Consider the following 23,851-nt stretch of genomic DNA (forward strand, 5'->3'; position numbering starts at 1 on the left):
AAAAAAAAAGCCAACAGTATTTTACTACGGTTGGCCTTTTTCAATAATTCAAATATGAAAACTAATTTAACAAATTAATAACCAGGATTCTGCTCTAAAACACCAGGAATTAGTTGTGCAGTTGGTTTAGGTAGTAATCTATTATTTTCTGTAACATTAGGGTGTATTGATTGATTTACTTGTACAATCATTTTCTTTCTTACCAAGTCAAACCATCTGTTTAATTCAAAAGCCAATTCCCAATTTCTTTCATTTATAACAGCATCATCAAAATCACTTTGTGACATCCCCGAAGATAAATCTACAGCAGGAGCTGGCGTATTAAAGTTTAATCCCATTGCTCTTCTTTTTACTTTATTAATAGCCTCTAAAGCACTTGCTGAAGGACTACCTCCTGCCATATTTGCTGCTTCTGCATAAATTAATAAAACGTCTGCGTATCTAAGCATTACATTAAAACCTTCACCATCATCATTAATCGTTTGTCCAGCATCTCTGTACTTAGCCATATGAGGTTGAACACCTGCAGTAACATAGTCTGTACCATCTGCAAATACAGATGTAAACGTTGCATCTTTCCTAGGACTATCCGGAAAAGCGTTGAAAAATCTATCTTCACTGTAGAAATCACCCCAACCTCCTTCTCCATTACCCCAATGGCGAGAAGCTATATGCATATGGCTTCCTGAAACGCCTCCAGCAGCAATTGATCCATAAAAAGCAAAAATAAATTCCTTATTAGAAAGTTTATTTGACTCTTGCCACAAGTCTGAGAAGTTAGGCTCTAGATCATACACACCACTCTTAATCACTTCATCTGCTTTATCTCTTGCCTTTGCATAATATGAAGCGTCTTCTAAAGGCCAACCTGTCATTGTTAAATATACTTTGGCTAATAAAGCTTGAGCTGCTCCTTTTGTTGGGCGACCGGGATCTGGAAAAGAAAGTGGTAACTTATTTTCAGCATCAGTTAAATCTGAAATTATAGAATCATATATTTCTTTTACAGATGATTGCTTAAGATTCTCTATATCTGTTTGATTTTCGAAAGTAGTTAGTTGTACTTCACCAAACCATCTTACTAGAAAGAAAAAGTTAAATGCTCTAATAAATTTAGCTTGCCCCTCCAGTTCACCCAATCTTTGAGCTGGTATATCTTTTGCATTTTTAATATTACCAATTATTGTATTGGCATTCGCAATTGATTGATATAACTGTCTCCATACATTAAGAATAGATTGATCATTTCCATTAGGGCTTAACCTATCTAAATCTCTAAAAATACCAGCATCTGATCTTACATCTTCTGCACCAGAAGTCATAATAAGAGGATATCCATAGTCAAAACCAGAATAACCAGTATATAATGCTTGGAAAGTTCCTGTTAATGCTGCCTCAAACTCGCTTTCAGTAGTAAAAAAAGAGTTAGGGCTAAGAAGTGATTGTGGAGTTTCTTCTAAATTTACATCTGCACATTTTATAAATGAGAGAGTGAAAACTATTGTAACTATAAAAATTAAATATTTTTTCATTTTTCTTTATTTTAAAATTTTATATCTAAACCTAATGTATATCTCTTTTGTGACGGATATGTTGCTAAATCTACACCTGCGAAAGTATCTACACCGTTAGAATTATTTGATTCAGGATCAAAACCTGTATAATCTGTAATTGTTAAAAGGTTAGTACCCGTGAAATACAATCTAAGAGATGAAATATTTAAAGAATTAGTTACCTCATCTGAAAAATCATATCCTAGTGTTACATTTTTTAATCTTAGATATGAACCGTCTTCAACCCATCTACTCGAATTACGAAAAGCCCCAACCTGATCATGCCCTGGTACATTTGTGTTTTCATTATTGGGTGTCCAAGCATTTAAAAGGTTAACACTCGTACCATCATCACTTGATTCTGTTCTAGATCTACCAATGTTATAGATATCATTACCCTGTGAACCAATAATTAAAGTATTTAGGCTAAAGTTTCCGTATGTAAAAGTATTGTTCCAGCCAAAAGTATAATCTGGTAATGCATTAGCAATATTGATAAAATCATCATTATTGATTACACCATCATTATTTTGATCTACATATTTTGGAGAACCAGGAGTAGTCCCATAAGCTGATGCGAGTACCGCCTCATTACTTTTCCAGACACCTGCATATTCTAATCCTTTAATAAGACCTATTGGCTGACCAACTTCTAGCCAAATAGCATCAGAGAAACCAGGTAAACCTGCACCTCCTAATCTAACGCTTGTTTGATTGTCTGTTAAAGATAATACCTCATTTCTATTCATTGAAAACGTTAGGTTCGTATTCCATTTGAACTTATCATTTCTTACGGGAGTTCCAGAAATTGCAATTTCAAAACCTTCATTAAGAACTTCACCTGCATTTACTAATTGAGTTTGAAACCCTGAAGCTTGAAATAAGGCTCTTTCTTGTAGTAGATCTACTGTGTTCTTTTTATAATAATCTGCAACTATGTTCAATGCGCCATTGAACAAACCTAGATCAAAACCAAAGTTTAGTTGTTTGGTAGTTTCCCATTTTAAGTTTGGATTTTCAGCTTGTGTAGATAAATTAACACCCGAGGTTAATGTACTACCATTGAATGAAAAGTTAGCGCCAGTTACAAGTTGAGATAATGACTGGTATGGAGAGATTGCAGCATTCCCTATTTCTCCATAACTAGCTCTAATTTTTAAAGAATTTATATTTTTAGCATCTCTTAAGAATTTTTCTTCAGAAACATTCCAAGCTAGACCTACAGAAGGGAAAAAAGCTCTTTTATTATTCTTAGCAAATACTGATGAAGCATCCGACCTTCCTGTTAAGGTAACAGAATATTTACCTTTATAAGAATAATCTATTCTAGCCATAAATGATTCTAGTGATTGTTCTTCTTTGTAAGAAAATGGTATACCTGGTGAAGCACCTAAACCTAAATTATTATATGTATTTGCATTAGAAAGAAAATTGCTTGAACTTATAAAATTATTATTTGATTTAATGATTTGTTGTTCAAAAACACCTGTTATTTTTACATTATGATCTTTTATTTTCTTATTATATGTCAAAATGTTAGAGTTTTGGTAGCTTGTCCATTTACTATTTGCAATTGAAGCTTCTCTATCTGATTCACCACCATTCACCACCTTTTCATTGTAATAGAAATTATTTTCATCTTTTATAGATTGAAATGACCCCATCACTTTAATACTAAAATTTTCATTAAAATCGTATTCAACACTTGGATTAAGAATTATTCTATCAGAAAAATTATCTCTAATTGGTTCTAAAGCTAACGCAACTGGATTAAACTCTGTATTAGAACCAGCACCTCCACCTGGTTGAGAGTATGTACCATCTGCATTGAATACTGGTTTTGTTGGAGAAAATAAAAGTGCTGCATAAATTGGACTTCCTTGTCTATCTCTACTATTTAAAACTGTAGGATTGTCTTTAGCTAAAGAAACAAATGAATTCAAATTAATCTTTAATTTATCATTATGCTTATATGTGATATTAGGTCTAAATGAATATCTTGTGTATTTTGAACCTAATACGACACCTTTATTTTCTATGAAGTCACCTGAAAGACTGTACACAATATTATCTGACCCACCACTTATATTAAGGTGATGGTTTGTTGAAATACCTGTTCTAAAAATTTCATTTTGCCAATCTGTAGAATTAGTTCTGAAGTTATCTATCTCTGCATTTGTAAAAACTGTTGGTAAACCTCTGGCAGTTCTATTTTCATTAATGAAATTAGAATATTGAAAGGCATTCATTAAATCTAACTTTTTACGTACTTGATGTATAGACATAAAAGTATTATATGTAATTACTGGCTTTCTATTTCTACCCTTTTTTGAAGTAATTAAAATAACACCTGAAGCACCTCTAGATCCATATATAGCTGTTGCAGAGGCATCTTTTAAAACTTCCATAGATTCAATATCATTAGGATGTATATCACTAAGACTAGCACCTTGCACACCATCTATAACGATTAATGGATTATTACCTCCATTGATTGATGTAACCCCTCTTACTCTAATAGATATATTAGCATTAGGTGATGCATCATTATTCGTTATATTAACCCCAGCAACCTGACCCTGTAAAGCCTCATCTGCTCTAGGTAATGGTATATTTTGAATATCGGATACTTTTACCGATGATACAGATCCAACTACATCACTTTTTTTCTGAGATCCGTATCCAACAACCACTATTTCATCTAGTTGTTGTGCATCTTCTTTTAAAAATATATTTATAGTCTTTTGCTTATTTATCTCGACTTCTTTAGTAACATATCCAAGATAACTTATTACAAGTGTGCCATTATTTGGTGCAGCAATTGTAAAGTTACCATCAAAATCTGTTGATACACCTATTTGAGTACCTTTTATTATTATATTTACGTATGGCAGTACCGATTTATCAGAATCAGCTTTAACAGTTCCTTGTACTGTGATAATCTCTTGTGAAATTAGTAACTGTGATGTAATTGTAAAGAGTATTGCTATTATTATTTTTTTCATAATATAAATTTAAATATTTTAAAGGATTGTAACCTTAAAGTCTTTTGTTGTTTGATTATCTACAGCACCACACAGACCATGAGTAACCCAAGCGTCTAAAGTTTGAACTCTCATCCTTGTATTGCCCTTGGTTGCTGAATTTGGGATACTTACTGTCCCAGAGAAAGGCCCATCATTAAGCTGATTATCTAAACCAAACTCTGCAACTAACTCATCAGCATCTTCAAAATCTCCATCACCGTTCCAATCTATCCATACTTTAGTCTTTGACCAATTGTTAGATTGACTTATGTCTAATGTAAAAGAACTACCTGTAGTTACCTCTAAAGTTTCAGCAGTAAAGAACTCATAATTTCCAGCAGGCTGAGAACCACTGTAATTTAAATTAGAATTAGCACCTGTTGTAACCACTGTATCTGCATTATAACCTCCTGTACCCGTAATAGCACAGTAAGAAACACCTAAAATTTCTACTTCAAAATCTTTTGTCGTTTGGTTAGCAACATCACCACATAAACCGTAATTTACCCACGCATCTAAAGTTTGAACTCTCATTCTGGTTACCCCTAAAGCTGCACTACTAGGAACTGTTATGCTACCATTAAAAGGTCCATTATTAAGTTGACTATCTAAACCAAACTCTGCAACTAACTCACCAGCATCTTCGAAGTCTTTATCTCCATTCCAGTCTATCCATACTTTTGATTTAGACCAATTGTTTGATTGTGTAAGCCCCATTGAAAATTGTGTATCTGTTGCAACCACCAATTTTTCTGTAGATAACTCATAATTTCCTGCAGGTTGTGATCCACTATAATTTAAATTAACATCCGCTCCTGTAGTTGTTATCGTGTCTGCATTATACCCACCAGTTCCTGAAATGGAACAATATTGCAAACCTAATATTGTAGGATTTCCGCTTGCATTTAGTTCTACTGATGCTGTCTTAGCGCCTTCTTCTGACGTTGCTGTAATTACTGCTACACCAGGTGAAATTGCGGTAACCTCACCATTACTAGATACAGAAATAACACTTGAATCACTAGATGACCAAACTACGGTCTGAAATGTTGCATCTGCTGGCGTGAAAACAACATTGTATTTGGTTTTTGAAGGATCATTAATCGGTTCTTCTACTAACTCAATTTTTTCAACTTTTACAATAACTTGTACATTTATAGATTTCATTACAGTACCATTATTAGATTTTGCAGTTAATGTTGCACTACCTAATGAGAGACCTTTTACACCGGCAACACGACCATTTTCATTAAATTGAATTTGAGCCACATTTTCATCACTTGAAGACCATGATACATTTTGAGTAGCATTACCTGGAGAAGCATTTACTACAATTTGCTTTACCTCATCAATCGCTAATAAAAAATCATTGGTGTTGATTTCAATAGTTTCAAGAGGTACTTCTAATTCTTCGTTTTCACAAGAATACGATAGTGACAACAGTAAAGCTAGAAGAGCTAATTTAAATTTAAAGTTTGTTTTCATCATAATTTGATTATGTTTTGAATTATTTTTGATTGATAATAACTATGATAGACATAGATATTTTGTGCCAAATTATATTATAATCAGTTTTTATATTATGATGATTTTCATAAAATGAGGGGTGTAATATCGTATTTTGAATAGATTTTGTTTAAAATAGAAGTATTCTTAATAAAATCTATATTTTGAGTGTTTAATTATCTTAATTTACTGGTTTTCTTTAATATAAACACTTGGAGAAACTTTAAATTTTTTCTTAAACTCCTGACTAAAGTGTTTTCTATCTGTATATCCCACCATAAAGCATACATCAATTATTGATAAATTATTATTTATTAATAATTGCGCAGCTCTTTGTAATCTAAAGTCTCTTATAAAACCAACAATTGTCATACCTGTAAGGGCTTTTATCTTTTTATATAAGCTTGAATGACTCATTCCAATTTCTAATGATAATTCTTCTACATTGAAATTTGAGTTTTCTATATTATTCTCTAGTAATTCTACCAATTTTTTTAAAAAAGACTCATCAGGAGAACTTAGTACTAAGTCTTTAGGTGTTAATATGGTATCTTTAGAAAATCTCTCGTGAATTAGTTGTCTATTTCTTAGTAAATTATAAATTCTAGCTTTAAGCACCTCTTCATTAAATGGTTTAATTAAATAATCATCAGCACCATTTTTTAGTCCCTCTATTTTGTCTATAGAAAAAGATCTAGCAGTTAATAATATTATTGGTATATGACTAATACGAACATCTGTTTTAACTTTATAACATAATGAAAAACCATCTAACTTTGGCATCATAACATCACTTATGATTAAATCTGGAGTATTATGCAGTGCTTTTTGCAACCCTTCTTCACCATTTTCTGCCTCAATGATTAGATAGTTCTCATAAAGAAGATCCCTTAGATATTCCCTTAAATGTTTATTATCCTCTACTAATAGTATTACTTTTCCTTTAAACTCTTTAAAGTTTATATTTACTTTACCCTTTTTATAATTTTCAATATGCTCCTCTTCTATTATATCTTCTTTAATTTGATTACCGGAGAAATGATCTTTACCTAATGGTAGTAAAAGGGAAAATATACTACCTTCTCCTACCTTGCTCGTAACAGTAATTTTACCTTTATGTAGTTCTATTATATCTTTTACAATTGAAAGACCGATACCAAAACCTTTTTGTGAACCTCTATATTTACTATGATAAAATCTTTCAAAAATATGTGGTAGTTTGTCTTTTGATATTCCTGTACCATTATCAGAAATTAAAATTTGGATGTTGGATTCATTTTTCTCAATACTAACTGATATTTTGCCTCCATTTTGAGTAAATTTAAAAGCATTAGATAAAACATTAAATATTGCTTTTTCTAATTGTATTCTGTCTATCCACAATTGAATAGGTTTTTCTTTACCAACAAATTTATATTTAAGATTATTTATTAATGCTTCTTGAGAAAAAGCTAAAAAAATCTCTTTAGTGAAACTAACTATATCTGTTTTTTGAACTGTTAAATCTAAATTACCTGTTTCTAGTTTTCTAAAGTTTAAAAGTTCGTTTACTAAATTTAACAATCTTCGTGTATTGTTTTTTACGACTGCAATTGATTTTTTTTCAACACTGTTAGTGTCTTCTCTTTGTAAAACATTTAAAGAACTCATAATTAAAGTCAGTGGAGTTCTAATTTCGTGAGAAATATTCGCAAAAAACCTCTGTTTTATTTGATGTAATTTATCTTGATCTTCCCTTTTATGTTTTTCAAATTCTAACTTATTGTTAATATTTATCCAATTAATGGTGTACTTTCTAACTAATAAGACTGCTAAAACTAAAAAGAAAAAATATATTACATAAGCCCACCACGTAAGCCAAAAAGGAGGTTTGATTATTAATTTTATGCCTATAGGTTTACTCCAATTAGTATCAACTGTTTTTGTTTTTACAAAAAAATTATAACTCCCTGGAGAAAGGTTTGTGTATGTAGCAGATTGCTCTGAGCCAATAAATCTCCAGTCTTTTTCAAAACCTTTCATCATTATAGAAAATTGAGTACCAGTAGCAAAAGGAAATACTAACGTCGAAAAATTGAAAGTAAAAACATTTTGGTTGTGATTTAAGGTTATTGTTTTTTCAAATGGAATATGTTTGTTTAAAATACCTTCTGTATTACTATTTATACTTTTATTAAAGAGCTTAAAATCTGTGAAAACAATTTTTGGGATATCAACACTACTATTTACTTTCTCTGGGCTAAACCTTATAAAACCCTCATTACCACCAAAATACAACATATCTTCTTCGTCTTTATAAGCTGAATTGATATGATACTCTCCTTTAAAATCTTTAAATGAAGTTATATTTCTAGTAGTTGGATTATAGCTGTAAATACCCTCTTTAGTGCTTAACCAAATTTTTTCGTTAGAAATTAATACAGCTACAACTGTGTTTGAATTGTCGGAAAAGCCAATTGTGATTTTTTCAAATTTATTCTTTTTAATATCGAATTTAACTAACCCCTTTTTTGTACCTAACCATAAATTTTCTTTTTTATCTTTCTTTAAAGAGTATATATAATTACTACCTGAATTGCCTAATTGGTCTTCTAGATTATAGTCTATAAATTCTTTACTGCTAACGTTAAAAAAATTTAAGCCACCACCCCATGTTGCAATCCATAAGTTACCGTTATCTCTTTCTATGGCTAGCACATTATCACTACTTATAGAATTATTAGTACTATTATAATTAAAGTTTGTAAAGCTTTCTGTTTGTGTATTTAAATAACTTAAGCCACCACCCCATGTTGCAATCCATAAGTCACCAGAACCTGTTATATCTATATCTCTTACATCATTATATGGAAGTGAGTTTCTTATGTTAGAACTTCTCTGATATTTTTTTATAATGCCTTTATTATTATTTAAATAAAATAGCCCATTAGAAAAAGTACCTACCCAATAATTTCCATTTTTTGTTTTTTTTATCTTTTGGATATAATCGTTTTCTAAATATTTATTGGTACTTATTTTTTGAGAAAACTCTATTTCAGTTAACCCTTCTCCATCTGTACCCACCAAAATATCCTTTTTATCTTTAAATATTGATAGTACTGGTGAGGGTTTTATCCCAAAAAAATCACTGAAGAAGAAATCAGAGTTATCTTGTCTTTTTTGAATAATATTTACACCTTTCCAAGCAGTTGCAATCCAAATATTTTTTTGATTATCTTCATATATTGAATTAACTGTATTATTTACTAATTTAAGTTGTAAATTATTATCTTTATAATAGTGCTCTATTTCTACTTTTTGTTTATTATTTTTTTCTAAAACTTTGTATACTCCTTTCCCATCAGTTCCTATCCATAAATTATTATCTTCATCAGTATAAATACTCCTAATTATTGATGCTTTAATCTTATCTTTCAAAAAATTAGTTAATGTATTTTTCTCTTTAGAAAAACTTAAAATACCATTCCCATTTGTACCTATTAAAATTTCACCAGAATTGTACTTGTGTAAAACATTTATAAATGTAGGATTTAAAAGATTTTCTTTTAAATAAGGGACTAATGTTTGAGTTTGTGAGTTAAAAAGATATAGGCCTTTACCATTTGTACCTATTAAAAAACTGTATATATCTATTTCTATTATTGCTGATATGTTTAGTTTCTGAAACTTTCTTACTGGATTAAAACTTTTATCAACTTCATTGTAAATCATTAATCCTTTATTTGTTCCTATCCAAATTTTATTACTCGAATCTTCATAAATTTTGTTTATGTTAACGTTAATATTTAAAGAAATAAACTTGTCTTTTTGGGCATTATATAATACTATTCCTTTACCAATAGTACCAATCCAAAGTCTATTTTTGGAATCTAATTTAATTGCAGAAATATCATTTGATTTTAAATTACTATTACTATTATTATAAATCTTTACTGAAGATCCATCATATCTATTTAAACCATTCTTTGTTCCCAACCAAATGAAACCAATACTATCTTGAGCAATAGATGTTACACGTCCATTTGATAACCCATTTTGAGTATTCAAAACTTTTAATAACGATACATCTTGACTATTACTGTAAAAACAAGTTAGTAGGATGAGAAGTGTTAAAATTATTTTTTTCTCCAATCTTTTTAATTTAAAATTCTCTAAATATAATTAAGTTTTTTATTTTTAAAAATTTTCAATTGAAAACTAAAAGCTACGACTACTTATCATTGATAAGAAGTCATAGCTTTAATCACATCAAATAATTATATTTTTTATTCAAATAAACTTTTAATTTCATTAATAAATCTCTCTGCCAAAGCATCTGCAGCTTGTTGTGATTTTGCTTCTGTATAAATTCTAATAATGGGTTCTGTATTAGACTTACGCAAGTGAATCCACTCTTCAGTAAAATCTATTTTTACACCATCTATGGTGTTTACATCTTCGTCTGCATACTTTGTAGCCATAGTTTCTAAGATATTATCAACCTCTATTTCTGGCGTTAATTGAATCTTATTTTTGCTCATAAAATAACTTGGGTACGAATCTCTCAACTCCTTACAAGATAATTTTTGATTTGCTAAATGCGATAAAAACAACGCAACTCCTACCAAAGAATCACGTCCATAATGTGATGCTGGGTAAATGATTCCTCCATTTCCTTCTCCACCAATTACAGCATTCTCTTCTTTCATTTTTATTACAACATTTACCTCTCCAACTGCACTTGCTGTATATTTTCCTCCATGTTTCTGGGTAACATCTCTTAAAGCTCTAGAGGATGATAAGTTAGAAACTGTGTTTCCTCCTTTTAATCTTCCTAAAACATAATCTGCACAAGCAACCAACGTATATTCTTCTCCAAACATAGAGCCATCTTCAGAAACCAAAGCTAGTCTGTCTACATCTGGGTCTACTACAATCCCAAAATCTGCTTTTTCTTTTACAACTAATTCAGATATATCTGTTAAGTGTTCTTTTAAAGGTTCTGGATTGTGAGGAAATTGTCCATTTGGTGTACAGTACAACTCTACACATGCTACATTTAGTTCTTTTAATAAAGCAGGAATAAAAATTCCGCCTGTAGAATTTACGGCATCTACAACCACTTTAAAGTTTGCTTTTTTTATGGCTTCTACATCTACCAATTCAAGATTTAAAACTTCGTTGATATGTTTTTCTACATAAGAAGTGTCTTTTGTATTGCTTCCTAAATCATCTACTTCTGCGAAAGCAAAATCTTCGCTTTCTGCTAATTCTAAAATCTTTTCTCCTTCTGATCCATTTAAAAATTCGCCTTTCTCATTTAATAATTTTAAAGCATTCCATTGTTTTGGGTTGTGAGAAGCTGTTAAAATAATGCCTCCATCTGCATTTTCTAAAGGAACTGCTACTTCTACAGTTGGTGTGGTAGACAAACCTAAATCTATAACATCTATTCCTAAACCTACCAAAGTGTTGGCAACCAAACTAGAAATCATTTTACCAGAAATACGGGCATCTCTACCAATAACTACTGTAAGTTTTTCTTTGTTTGGGTTTCTCTTTTTTATTAAAGCTCCATAAGCAGATGCAAACTTAACAGCATCTATTGGCGTTAAATTATCGGCTATTTTGCCTCCAATGGTTCCTCTAATTCCTGAGATCGATTTTATTAATGTCATTATTTAATTTTTTGAAGTTTAATAATGCCATCTTACAAAGGCTTCCATAGCTGCATAGTGAGACAACCCTAATTGGTCGTACAATTCTGCAGTTTCGCTATTTCTATCTTCTGCACGTTGCCAAAACTCTCTACTATCAGCACCTTGAAAAACAACTCCATCTTTTTGAGATTGATGTTTAAAAATACCTTTTCGTTTTTCTAATACTTGGTCTGGTCCCATAGGAACTGCCATTTCTATTTCGTCAATTCCCCATTCTTGCCAAGCACCTCTATACAACCAAACCCAACAATCTTTCATAAATTTTTTTGGTTTTAGTTCTTTTACTGCTGCAAAAATAGCATCCAAACAAACTTTATGTGTTCCATGAGGGTCTGCTAAATCTCCTGCAGCATAAATTTGATGTGGTTTTATTTTTTCTATTAAATCTTTAGTAATTTCTACATCTGCAACACCAATAGGGTTCTTTTTTATAGCACCAGTTTCATAGAATGGGAGATTCATAAAATGGATTTGGTTATCTGGAATTCCAATAAAATGGCAGGTAGCTCTAGCTTCTCCTTTTCTTATCAAACCTTTAATATGTCTAACTTCTTCTGTATCAATTTCACTAGACTTTTTATTCTTTAAAAATTTTGCAGCTTTTTTATAAATGTCTGTAGCTTGAGAATTTTCGATTCCAAATTGTTCATTATAATCGCATACAAAACTAGCAAAACGTAAAGCTTCATCATCTGCTACAGCAATATTTCCAGAGGTTTGATACCCAACATGCACTTCATGACCTTGTTCTTGTAAACGCTTAAAAGTACCACCCATACTAATAATATCATCATCTGGATGTGGGCTAAAAATTAATACTCGTTTTTTAGCTGGTTCTGCTCTTTCTGGTCTTTTACTATCGTCAGCATTTGGTTTTCCACCTGGCCAACCTGTAATTGTGTTTTGTAATTTGTTAAATATTTTTATGTTGATGTCATAAGCAGGACCAGAGTCTGCTAATAAATCACTCATTCCATTCTCAATATAATCTGCATCTGTTAACATTAATATTGGCTTTTTTAAATGTAAAGCCAAACTTAAAACTGCTTTTCTAATTAAGTGATCTGTCCAAACAATTTTTTCTACCAACCAAGGTGTATTAATTCTTGTTAATTTAGAAGCAGCAGCTTGATCTAAAATAAAAGTAGCATTTCTATGCTCTTGCAAATACGAAGCTGGTACTAAACTAGTAACTTCATCTTCTACAGACGCTTTTATAATATTCGCTTTTTTTTCTCCCCAAGCCATTAAAATGACTCTTTTGGCTTCCATTATTTTCTTAACACCTAATGTAATTGCGGTTCTTGGAGTGTTTTCTAATCCAGAGAAATCGCCACTTGCTGCAACTCTTGTAATATGGTCTAAAGCAACTAACCTTGTTTTAGAATTCTGTAAAGATCCAGATTCATTAAAACCTATATGACCATTTCCTCCAATTCCTAAGATTTGTAAATCGATACCACCTAAAGCTTCTATTTTTGCTTCATATTGATCACAATAATCTCTAATTTCTTCTTTAGCTAAAGTTCCGTCTGGAACATGACAGTTTTCTGGTAAAATATCTACGTGATTGAATAATTGTTCTTGCATAAAACGCACATAGCTATTTACAGAATCTGGCTCCATTGGGTAGTATTCATCTAAGTTAAAAGATACTACGTTTTTAAAACTTAAGTCTTCCTGCTTATGTAAACGTACTAACTCTGCATATAATCCTTTTGGTGAAGAACCTGTAGCTAAGCCTAAAATACAAGGTTGTTTTTGAGATTGTTTTACTCTAATTAGGTCTGCTATTTCTTTTGCAATGGCTTTTGAGGCTGATGTTGAATTCTCAAAAACTACAGTACTGATGTTCTCAAATCTCTTTTCAAATCCTGTAGCTTTGTCTATATTACTTTTTATCATTTTACGTTATAATTTGACTTTTATTTATTTTTTTTCTAGTTTATGTCCCCAAATAGCAAAAAACAAGATGATAACATAACATGGTATTAATATCCAGTAACTTCCTGTTGCAGCTTCTGCTGTAGTTTGTAATTGTTCAACACTATCTAATATTAATTCTTCTTTTTTATAATCAACTAACCTTCCATATAGTGGTGGAATGATAGCTCCTCCTGAAATTGCCATAATTAAAAGTGCTGAACCAGTTTTTGTGAATTTTCCAAGACCGTCTAGAGTAAGTGGCCAAATTGCTGGCCAAACAAGAGCATTAGCTATACCCAATGCTGCTACAAATAAAATTGATGTATATCCCGTAGAATTTATGATGCAAAAACTAAATACAATTCCTAAAAAAGCACTTATTATTAAAGCTGTTTTTTGTTTTAAGTATTTAGGAATTAAGAAAACTCCTAGAGTATATGTGGCAACCATAGCCAGAAGTGTATATGTGGTAAAATATTTTGCTTCTTCCCCAGTAAAACCTAAAGAAATGCCATAAGCGATTATAGTGTCACCAGCAATTACTTCTGCGCCAACGTATACAAAGAGTGCCAAGACTCCAAACCATAGATGTGGAAATTGAAAAACACTAGTTTTAGTCGTTATTCCTTCTTCTGTTTTTTTAGACACTTCTGCTTCAACATGAGGAAGTGGTGCTTTTCGCATCAATAAACCAAATACTAATAAAACTAAAGCCATAACAATGTAAGGTACATACACACTGTTTGCCATTGTGTCCAATAAAGCTGATTTTTCATCAGCTGCTACAATAGCCAATTTCTCTTTAACTTCATCTATACCCGATAACAATAAAGCTCCAAAGATTAGAGATCCTAGTGCACCTGCTGTTTTATTCGCTATACCCATAATAGCTATTCTTTTTGCACCACTTTCTATTGGTCCTAAAATTGTTATGTATGGATTTGCTACTGTTTGACATATAGTCATTCCTATACCTTGAATAAAAATAGCCAGTAAGAAAATCCAATATGTACGAGCTTGAGCTGCAGGAATAAAAACTAAAGCACCAACAGCCATTACAATTAAACCTAATGACATTCCTTTTCTGTATCCAATTTTACTTAATATATAGGAAGCTGGTAATGCCATTACTACAAATGATATATATGATGCTGAGGCTACTAAGTATGATTGGGCTTCAGTAAGTTCGTTTACGGTTTTCATAAATGGAATTAATGCACCGTTTATCCAAGTAACAAAACCAAAAATTGCAAACATACCAGCAATGATTAATATTGGAACAAAATTATTTCTTATTTGCATAACTGATTATTTCATTTTTAATTCATTTTCATAAAAAACTATTGTCTCTTTTAAGGCTGCATCTAAAGAATAATTAGGGCTAAAACCTAGTTTTTGAAATTTAGAAGGATTTGCTTTTGAATGTTTAATATCCCCAGGTCTTTCTTCTAAAAACTTAATCTTAGATTTAGAGTTTGTTAATTCTATAATTATATTTGCTAAGTCTAAAATAGAAGTACTCTGCCCTAAAGCCACATTAAATACACCAACACCTTTTTGCGAAGCCAATATATTAGCTCTAACAACATCTTTTACATAAATAAAGTCTCTTGTTTGTTTACCATCACCATAAATTGTAATAGGTTCATTTTTTAAGGCTTTATCTATAAAAATAGGTACAGCTGCAGCATAAGCAGATTTAGGATTTTGTCGGGGGCCAAAAACATTAAAATATCTAAGTGATGAAGTTTGCACATTCCATTGTTTTAAGTACATATCTAAATAATACTCTCCATCTAATTTTGTTATCGAATATGGAGTTAAAGGTTTGGGCGTCATGCTTTCAACTTTTGGTAGTACTGGATTATCTCCATAGTTTGCTGCAGAAGTAGATAATACTACTTTACAATTTTGCGTTGCTTTTGCCGCTTCTAGTACATTTATTGTACCCTTTGTATTTATATCTATGCATTCATCAATTTTTAATAAAGATTCTGGCACACTTACTAAAGCTGCTAAGTGAAAAATTGCTGACGTACCGTGAGCTAATTCTTTAACTAAATCTGCATCTCTTATATCTCCTTTTACATACTTAACATAGTATTCTTTTATATTCTTTTCAAAACCAGTTCTTAAGCTATCTAAAACAATAACTTCATTACCTTTTTCTGATAATGTTTGAGCTATATGTCCACCTATAAAACCAGCACCTCCAGTTACTAAATACTTTTTCATTTTTTTATTTTATGATATTTTGTTTGTAAAACTTTCTATTAGTTTAAACTGATTTTTAGCCCTATCTAAATTGTGTCCGTGGTAATCTATTTTATAGTACACATCGTTATTTAAATAATCGGTTAAAAAACGTAAAGCCATAATAAAAATCATTGTCTTAGCTCCCAGTGGTAAGTATTTTAACTCAGTTTCTGACAGTGAAAATTTTGTTTGTTCTAAAAATCCTTTTTCATACGCTTTGTAATATTCTAAATTGAATTCTACTTTAGATAAATCTTTTTCATCTTCAGCAGCAGTATTACAAATAGTTCTAATTGCGTCACCAAAATCATAGTGTATAATACCTGGCATTACAGTATCTGTATCAATCATACAAATACCTTTATTATCCTTGTTAAAAAGTGAATTGGAAATCTTTGTATCGTTATGGGTTACTCTTGTTGGTATATCTCCAGTTTCTTTTAATCTTTGAAGTATATGCATCTCATCTTTTAAACTAGATACTAGCCTTGTATATTTTTCGGCTTTAAACAACCTTTCTTTAGATGCGCTCTGTAATGATGATGTATATTGAGCATATCGAAAAGACATATCATGAAAGTTAGGTATTACATTAATTAACGCACTACTATCTAAATCTGAAGTTAAGTTTAAAAACCTTCCTAACAACTTGCCTCCTTCATAGGCAACTTCTTCATTTTTTACAATTTCGTGAGTAATGCTATCATTAATAAAAATCATAACATTCCAATAGTTACCCCCTTTTTTATAGTAATAGAAATCTGAATTTTTAGTTTTTACAAAGCTTAATACTTTTTGATTTAACTCTTCTTCTTTAATATTTGGAAACTTACTTTTTAAATGTTTACTGGTAAGTACTTTGTTGTTTACTAAACCTGGTACATCCTTAAAGATTTTATGGTTAATTCTCTGAAGAATAAAGTTTTTGTTTCCTGTAGCTTTTATTAAAAAAGTATCATTAATATGCCCTGAATTTAACTCAGAATAGCTTACAAAAGTTGACTTATGCTCAAATTCGTTAAAAATATTTTTTAGAGTATTTGCTTTCATATTAATCCCATAATTTAGTTGGATATACTCCGTTTATTTTTAATTTATTAATTTCTTTTTGTGCTTTTAGCTTATCATCACTATAAGTTACACCAAACCATTTAGCGTCTGATTCTAACACTTTAACAGAGGCTTTTTTACTTTGTAACATTTTATTGACAATAAGTGGTAAATAAAATTCTGCTTTCAGGTTTTCTTTATTACTCTCTAAAAACTCTAAAAATAATTCACCTCCAAATTCAAAACATTTTGGGGTAAAACCCCAAAAATTCATAGAAACTGTTGTGTTTTCATTAATAGGAATCATTTCCTCTTTTTCATTCTCACTTTTTAAAATACCGTCTATTTTTTCTATTCTTGTTCTTTCTGTAACATCTGTTAAGAAATTATTATCATCTACAGTACATTCTCCTCTTGAAACATAACCATTTTCTGAAACAGTATTCTTTAATGAATACGCTACCATACTAAAATCATAACTATTTTTATCTGTGTTTCTTAACTGTTCTGCAATTACATCAAAAGCTTGTTTACTGTAAAAATCATCTGCATTTATAATAGCAAAATTTTCTTTTACAACATCTTTAGTCATTAATAACGCATGTCCTGTACCCCATGGCTTAACTCTTTCTTTATTTTTGTATTTTTCTGGAACATTATCCAACTCTTGAAATATATATTCTACCTCTATTTTTCCTTGAAGTTTTTTATTAAAAATTTCCTTAAATTCTTTTTCAAAGCTTTTTCTTATGATAAAAACAACTTTACCAAAACCAGCTTGAATAGCATCATATAAAGAAAAATCTATAATTGTATCTCCTTCTGGAGTAAAAGAGTCCATTTGTTTTAAGCCTCCATATCTACTACCCATACCTGCAGCTAATATGACTAATGTTGGTTTTTTACACATTCTATTACTAATTCTTATTTGTTGTGAGTTGAATTCTATTATTAACATAGAAATACCTTTACAAAACAACTAAGAAAAACTTGTAAGCATAATACCGTTTTTGGTAAAATAAGGTGTGTATTTTAATAATTAATAAAAAGATGAGTGATTTTCAATAGAATTGGCTGTGTTAGATAAAGGACTTAACTCCAATTCTATTTAACCATAATTGACTCTAATTGTATTTTACAGCAATATAAAAACACCAAAAGAACTTGAGGTATGGAAATTGGGTGTTTTAGTTTTTGGATCTATCCAAGTAAACCAATTTGGTTCATACAAACTGTTTGAATTTAGAGTATATTTTGCTCTATACACCCCAACCTCTAATCTATTTTCAATTAACAAGTTAAATGTGATTAAAGACTTTATACTAATCTTCCCTTCAACAATAAAATTTGTATTTGTTTTTGATGATTTTACTTGAATATCACTTTTAGGCCAGTTCCAATTAAAATCGAAGTTTTTATTAGGCTTAGCTTTAAAATCCATTATACGAGGGGTTGGATCTATTTCTAAACAATAATAAGGATTCATTATACTATTTGTTCTAAAGAAAAGCTCAATTCTATCTGAATTATTAATACTATATTTTGAATTATCCGTATTATCTATGTAAGGATCTGAATCATTTGCAATAAAAGCAAAGAAGAAAAAATCGTCATCCCACAAAGCTTTAAATACTGTTTTATTACCATCACAAATACTCCAAGGAGATAATAAACCATTTATTATATATGCCTTATTCCAAAATATACTATCAGCTTTACCAGAAACAATAAGTTTCCCTCTTTCAATTTTTTTTACTTGATATTTTTCTGACATTTAAACTTAGTATTATATTAAGATATTGCTAAACTTTAAGCAATTTTGAATAGTACTCATTATTATTAACAGTTATCTTTAAAAGATAAATTCCTTTCATTAACTTATTCGGTAAATAAATCTTTTGAGGGGATTGAAATACAGGAATATATTTTTCTAGTACTATTTGTCCAAGATAATTGGCTAATTTTAAATTAACATTTCTATTACTTAAAGAAGAAGATTCTATTATGAAATATTTTTTTACTGGATTTGGATATACTGAAAACTCTAAATTTTTCTCAAAGCTATTATAACTTAAACCAGAGGTAATCTCCATGAAAAAATCTTTAATTGCAGCATTTTCAAGACTACCATCTGGAGTTGGAATACCACAGGGAGTATCTGGAATAGCACTATCTTCATAAGTCCAAGCATCTCCAGTAACAATTCTTATCTTATGAACACCATGTTTAGCATTTGGAGGCACTGTAACTTCTATAGAATATGAGGGGGTAGTACCTTGAGAAACTTTTTCTTCACTTAATGGCGCTAGTTTTTCATTTAAATCATCAAAATCGTTATCACCATTCCAATCAATCCAAACTAAAGACCTAGACCAACCATTAGAATTGGTAACTGATAAATTAAATGTTGAAGATCTGGTGGTTATTATTTTCTGATCACTAAACATGTAATTATTCGTACCACTCCCACCATTATAATTTATATTTAGAATACCACCTGAAGTAATTACTTTATTTGCATTATAATTACCCGTTCCAGAGACACTACAATACGCATCTAAAACTTCGATATCAAAATCTGTTGTACTGGATTTGTCATTTGTTCCACATGCTTTTGGCTCTAATTCAAATGAATTCTTAACCTGTACTCTCATTCTTTTTATCCCTTGAAATACATCATTAGGAACAGTAACTGGTATTGTATATGCTAAACCATTATTACATGTATTTGATGCACCTCCTTCAAAAACTTCTTCGCCTATATCATCAAAATCTTCATCATTATTCCAATCTATCCATACTTTTGTTCTAGCACAATTTGAGGCAGATGAATTCGTTAAATTTACAATGAAACTTGCACCAGGTAAAACACTTACTTTAGAGCTTGTATGACGTTTATATCCTGTATTCGGATAGAAATTTGTTGAGTAATTGATGTTATTATTTCCATTTTCTGTTGTTAAAGAACTTACAAAATAATCCTCATTAACATTCCCATTAACTTTACAATAAGAAAAAGTTCCTAAAGAAATTTCTTTTATAGCTTTTTGCCCTTCAATAACTAATTGTTTGGAATTTGAACCACTATTTATAGTAAACTTTGAAATTATAGTATTTAGTGCTTCTAATATTTCTTTATCATATAGATCTGATGATACTTCTAAAGAAGTTTTTAATATATTTAGCTTCTCAAAATCTTGAATTCCTTCTCTAAGTAATTCTAAACGAATACTTGTTATCAAAGTAGATGGTCTGTTATTAGAGGCTCTATAAACCATTGAAAAATCACCTGCTGTATGAGCCCCATCTCTTGCGTCAAAAGGATCTGTTTTTTGCCAATAATCATAAGCCCATCTTAGATACCCTTTAAAACCTTTGTTAAAAGCATACCAAGGCATCCAAGACATTTCTGCTGGACTATTTTCTGGAGTAATATAATTGTTGGGTTGTAGTTGAGTACAACTGGTATAAAATGTGGAAATTTTATTACCAGTAATACCTTCATTAGAAGCATCTTCTAAAATACCTGATAGGTCATAAAAATTAGATTTTGAAGCATTAGTTAAGCCATGAGAATAAGCAATACCTAACTTCCAGTTTTGATTATTGCCTTTAACAACAGATACAACCCTATCTAATTTATCTTCAGAAACTTCATCTAAATACAATACAGATTTATCAAACCAACCTTTACTATCTAAATGTAATTTAAATTCCGTTAAAAAATGCTCCCATCTATCACTATATGCTGTTGAATTTAATGGAGCACTTAAGTTAAGTTTGGTATTTGTAGACTTATCCCAATAAGGAATAATTTCTTCATTCCAACCAACAGGAGAAAAGCAACTAATTTGTTTTGTAATGCCCCAAGACATTAATTTACCTACGTACTTATCAAAAACTGTAAAATCATACTCCCAAGTACCGTCTATTTTTTTTATCCATTTTATCATAGATGTTGCACCCAAAGCATCTTCTTTAATGTATGTTGTAATAGATTTTTGACCACTATCTGCAAGATGTTTGTAAAAAGGCTCTATTAAGTTGAAGTGTTCATCAGACCATAGCCTTATTTTATTAGAAGGATTAGAAGTATTAAAGTGATTTAAAATATTAACAGGAAATTGCCACAAATCTAAATGGAAGCTCCAATTTGGGACATCTGGTAATGTGTAATCAACAACTTGAATACTAATATCAAAATTTAAAGAATTAGTTGCTCCGTTTACAGTTATCGTACCATTATATACACCTATTGATGTATTCTTGGGTACATCTATAGTTACCCATAGCTTTAATGGGTCTGTGGGTGTAATTGAAGTTATTTCTTCTTCTATAAGCGCGTCAATAATTTCTATAGATGATGTGCGCGTTGGGTAACGCGAACAAGTTCTTGACTCGGGATCACCTTTAATATATTTTCCGAATCGTAATTTTATATTTGAATTATCAATTTTATTACTTCCACCTTGAAAGTCACTTATATTGTAGGATAATCCATTAATATCAGAATTACTCCATAACACTATTTGTTTATTAATACGTTCCCCTTTCCAAACAACCAAATTCCAACTTTGAGTTTGGCCGCCTTCAAAACTCTCATTCTTTTGATAACGTTTGAATTTAGATTCGAATGACCCTTGAATATTTTGTGAATATAACTTGAATCCAAAAGAGATTAATACAATAATTACTATGTCTAATATTTTTTTTCTTTTGCTATTCATTTTTTTTGTATTTTGAAATCATTATTATCTACTAATAAACTATTGTCTTTTAGTAATAGATTTTTATACATATACATATCTATCGCTTTTTTAAACCTACCATCTTGATTTTTTGTTGCTAGGTCAACTGCTAATTTAAGGTCATATTCACTTAGATCTCTATTCTCTTTTATTAAAGAAAATAACTCATAATCTTCTATACCTTCCTTTAACAATTCCCATCTAATACTAGATATTGGGCCATTTTTACCTGGATAAACATAATAATCATCACCTTGGTTATGAATGAATACAGGGGATTGAAATGGGTTACTTGTCCAATTATTATAAGCCCACCTTAAATAACCATTTGTTTTATACTTTAAAGCTAACCAGGGAATCATTTGAGATTCTATAGCTGGAGAATAGGTAAGTGTGTTTGGGTGACTGGGTTCAGCACATAAATAAAAAGTAGTAATTTTATTTTCATTATTCCTTTTTGATATTGTTGGAATTACTGGAACAACAGCCTTTTCTTCTAATTTCTGCCCAGGAAAAAACATATAAGATATTGATAGGTTCTGAGCATATTTAGTAGTTTCTGGATGTCCAGCAACTATAATTCTATCTAAAAACTCAGGGGATGATTCTCTAATTATTCCGTATAATAATTCTAATACTTCTTGTGGTTTTTCATCAAAACCTAAGTATGTTCTATTAAACCAACCTTTTTTAATTAAATGATTTTTAAAATCTTTTAAAAATTTAGTCCAAGTTTTCTTATATTCTTCGTCACCAACATTTAACTCTAATACCTTATTTGTATTTGTCGCTTCATCATAATAATGAATTTTTTGATTTGTATGAAAAGGAGTTAAAGAATATGCATTGATAGATTCATTAATTCCTAACCTTGTTGCCAATTCAATATATTTATCAAAAACAGAAAAATCGAAAACCCAATTATCCTCTTTATCTTTTCTCCATTCCACCATACTCTTATATCCAAAATTAGATTGTGATATTGTCGTTTGATTTATCCAAGGTTTATGCCAAGGTTCATGTGTTATAGTAGTTGTAATATTTTTCCCCCCTCTAGAAGCATAATCTTTTAAATATACCTCTAACATATCCCAATGTTTATCAGACCAATCTTTGTATCCATAATAACTAGCTATAGAACTTGGGTTAATCCATAAATCTAAATGAAATTTATAATTTATATAATCTGGTATTGAAGAGTCCTCAATAATAATTTTGATATTATATTCTTTATCAACCAATTTTTTTGATTTTAGTTTCAAAACACCAAAGTAAATTCCAGGTTTCTGGTTCTTAGGTATTTTGAAGGTAAACCAGATTGGTTGTGCTCTATATTCAGGTACATCAACTTTAGAATATTCCATTAAAGGATCACCTACAACATTTGGTGACATTGTACCTGAAACCCCTTCACCTACAATATCTTCAATTTTTGGAGACCAAACATATTCACTTCTCGCTCTTTCAACTGATAAGTATTTAACATATCTAGATTGAATAAATTTTTTATTAAATACATCTCCATTATTATTTTTAAAATCTGAAAATGAAACATTTAAATCCTCAATATATCTATTAGAAGCTATTGCTATTTGTGCAGAAATTTGCTCATTTCTTACTGCTTGTAATTTTAAAACAGAATCTTCATCTATTTTTTTTATAACAAAGTCTTCTAACGCTGGGTTTTTATTTATTTCTGTTTCAGATATTTTTCTTGGAAACCTAGGAACCCTTATAAGAGAAGATGTTTGTAAATTTCCTGTTGGCACCCAAATATTGAGACCTTTATTAGGTAAAGATTCTTCTACATTCATCTTTAACCATTCAGGTACACTTTTTATATTATCTAATATATTACCATTTCCTTGAGCTTTAGTATCATTCTCTTTACAACTCGTTACTAAAAATAAAAACCCTATAAATACACCCAATTTAAACAATTGCTTCATAACCATAAATTATTAAAACCATAAAATTAGAACTATACTTATAGTTTTAAGGTGTGTGTAAGTGTATTAAATAGGTTGTGTTTTCAGATTACAATAATATTTGGAGACAAAACAGTATATTTTATAAGGTTTTAGATT

13 protein-coding genes are annotated in these 23,851 nt (G+C 30.2%); all 13 read right to left on the bottom strand.

Going from position 1 to position 23,851, the window contains the following annotated elements:
- Window positions 1-74 precede the first annotated feature (74 nt).
- The gene (locus JL193_RS06875) at window positions 75-1,532 is read right to left on the bottom strand and encodes a RagB/SusD family nutrient uptake outer membrane protein (protein ID WP_207973081.1); all 1,458 of its coding nucleotides are present in this window, start codon (window positions 1,530-1,532) and stop codon (window positions 75-77) included.
- An 11-nt stretch (window positions 1,533-1,543) separates the two neighbouring features.
- The gene (locus JL193_RS06880) at window positions 1,544-4,558 is read right to left on the bottom strand and encodes a SusC/RagA family TonB-linked outer membrane protein (RefSeq protein ID WP_207973082.1); all 3,015 of its coding nucleotides are present in this window, start codon (window positions 4,556-4,558) and stop codon (window positions 1,544-1,546) included.
- A gap of 18 nt (window positions 4,559-4,576) precedes the next feature.
- Complete coding sequence (locus JL193_RS06885) at window positions 4,577-6,067, bottom strand: Ig-like domain-containing protein (RefSeq protein WP_207973083.1); 1,491 nt, start codon at window positions 6,065-6,067, stop codon at window positions 4,577-4,579.
- A gap of 204 nt (window positions 6,068-6,271) precedes the next feature.
- Window positions 6,272-10,216, bottom strand: a complete 3,945-nt coding sequence (locus JL193_RS06890) for a hybrid sensor histidine kinase/response regulator transcription factor (protein ID WP_207973084.1) — start codon at window positions 10,214-10,216, stop codon at window positions 6,272-6,274.
- Between the two features lie 134 nt (window positions 10,217-10,350).
- Window positions 10,351-11,742 carry a phosphoglucosamine mutase gene (gene glmM, locus JL193_RS06895; RefSeq protein WP_207973085.1) on the bottom strand — a complete coding sequence of 464 codons (1,392 nt, stop codon included), beginning with the start codon at window positions 11,740-11,742 and terminating at the stop codon, window positions 10,351-10,353.
- A gap of 18 nt (window positions 11,743-11,760) precedes the next feature.
- Window positions 11,761-13,689 (bottom strand): glucosamine-6-phosphate deaminase, encoded by a 1,929-nt coding sequence (nagB, locus tag JL193_RS06900; RefSeq protein WP_207973086.1) that lies wholly within the window; start codon window positions 13,687-13,689, stop codon window positions 11,761-11,763.
- 24 nt (window positions 13,690-13,713) lie between these two features.
- Window positions 13,714-15,012 carry a sugar MFS transporter gene (locus JL193_RS06905; protein ID WP_207973087.1) on the bottom strand — a complete coding sequence of 433 codons (1,299 nt, stop codon included), beginning with the start codon at window positions 15,010-15,012 and terminating at the stop codon, window positions 13,714-13,716.
- A 6-nt stretch (window positions 15,013-15,018) separates the two neighbouring features.
- The gene (locus JL193_RS06910; RefSeq protein WP_207973088.1) at window positions 15,019-15,945 is read right to left on the bottom strand and encodes an SDR family NAD(P)-dependent oxidoreductase; all 927 of its coding nucleotides are present in this window, start codon (window positions 15,943-15,945) and stop codon (window positions 15,019-15,021) included.
- 9 nt (window positions 15,946-15,954) lie between these two features.
- Complete coding sequence (locus JL193_RS06915; RefSeq protein ID WP_207973089.1) at window positions 15,955-17,016, bottom strand: phosphotransferase enzyme family protein; 1,062 nt, start codon at window positions 17,014-17,016, stop codon at window positions 15,955-15,957.
- A 1-nt stretch (window position 17,017) separates the two neighbouring features.
- Window positions 17,018-17,974 carry a nucleotidyltransferase family protein gene (locus JL193_RS06920; RefSeq protein WP_243456860.1) on the bottom strand — a complete coding sequence of 319 codons (957 nt, stop codon included), beginning with the start codon at window positions 17,972-17,974 and terminating at the stop codon, window positions 17,018-17,020.
- A 177-nt stretch (window positions 17,975-18,151) separates the two neighbouring features.
- Window positions 18,152-18,790 carry a sugar-binding protein gene (locus JL193_RS06925; RefSeq protein WP_207973090.1) on the bottom strand — a complete coding sequence of 213 codons (639 nt, stop codon included), beginning with the start codon at window positions 18,788-18,790 and terminating at the stop codon, window positions 18,152-18,154.
- A 28-nt stretch (window positions 18,791-18,818) separates the two neighbouring features.
- Window positions 18,819-21,743 (bottom strand): glycoside hydrolase domain-containing protein, encoded by a 2,925-nt coding sequence (locus tag JL193_RS06930; protein ID WP_437440087.1) that lies wholly within the window; start codon window positions 21,741-21,743, stop codon window positions 18,819-18,821.
- Window positions 21,740-23,713 (bottom strand): DUF4091 domain-containing protein, encoded by a 1,974-nt coding sequence (locus tag JL193_RS06935; protein WP_207973092.1) that lies wholly within the window; start codon window positions 23,711-23,713, stop codon window positions 21,740-21,742. Before JL193_RS06935 ends, JL193_RS06930 begins: the two co-directional genes overlap by 4 nt.
- Between the last annotated feature and the right edge of the window lie 138 nt (window positions 23,714-23,851).

The organism is Polaribacter batillariae, from assembly GCF_017498485.1.
Classification (GTDB): Bacteria; Bacteroidota; Bacteroidia; order Flavobacteriales; family Flavobacteriaceae; genus Polaribacter; species Polaribacter batillariae.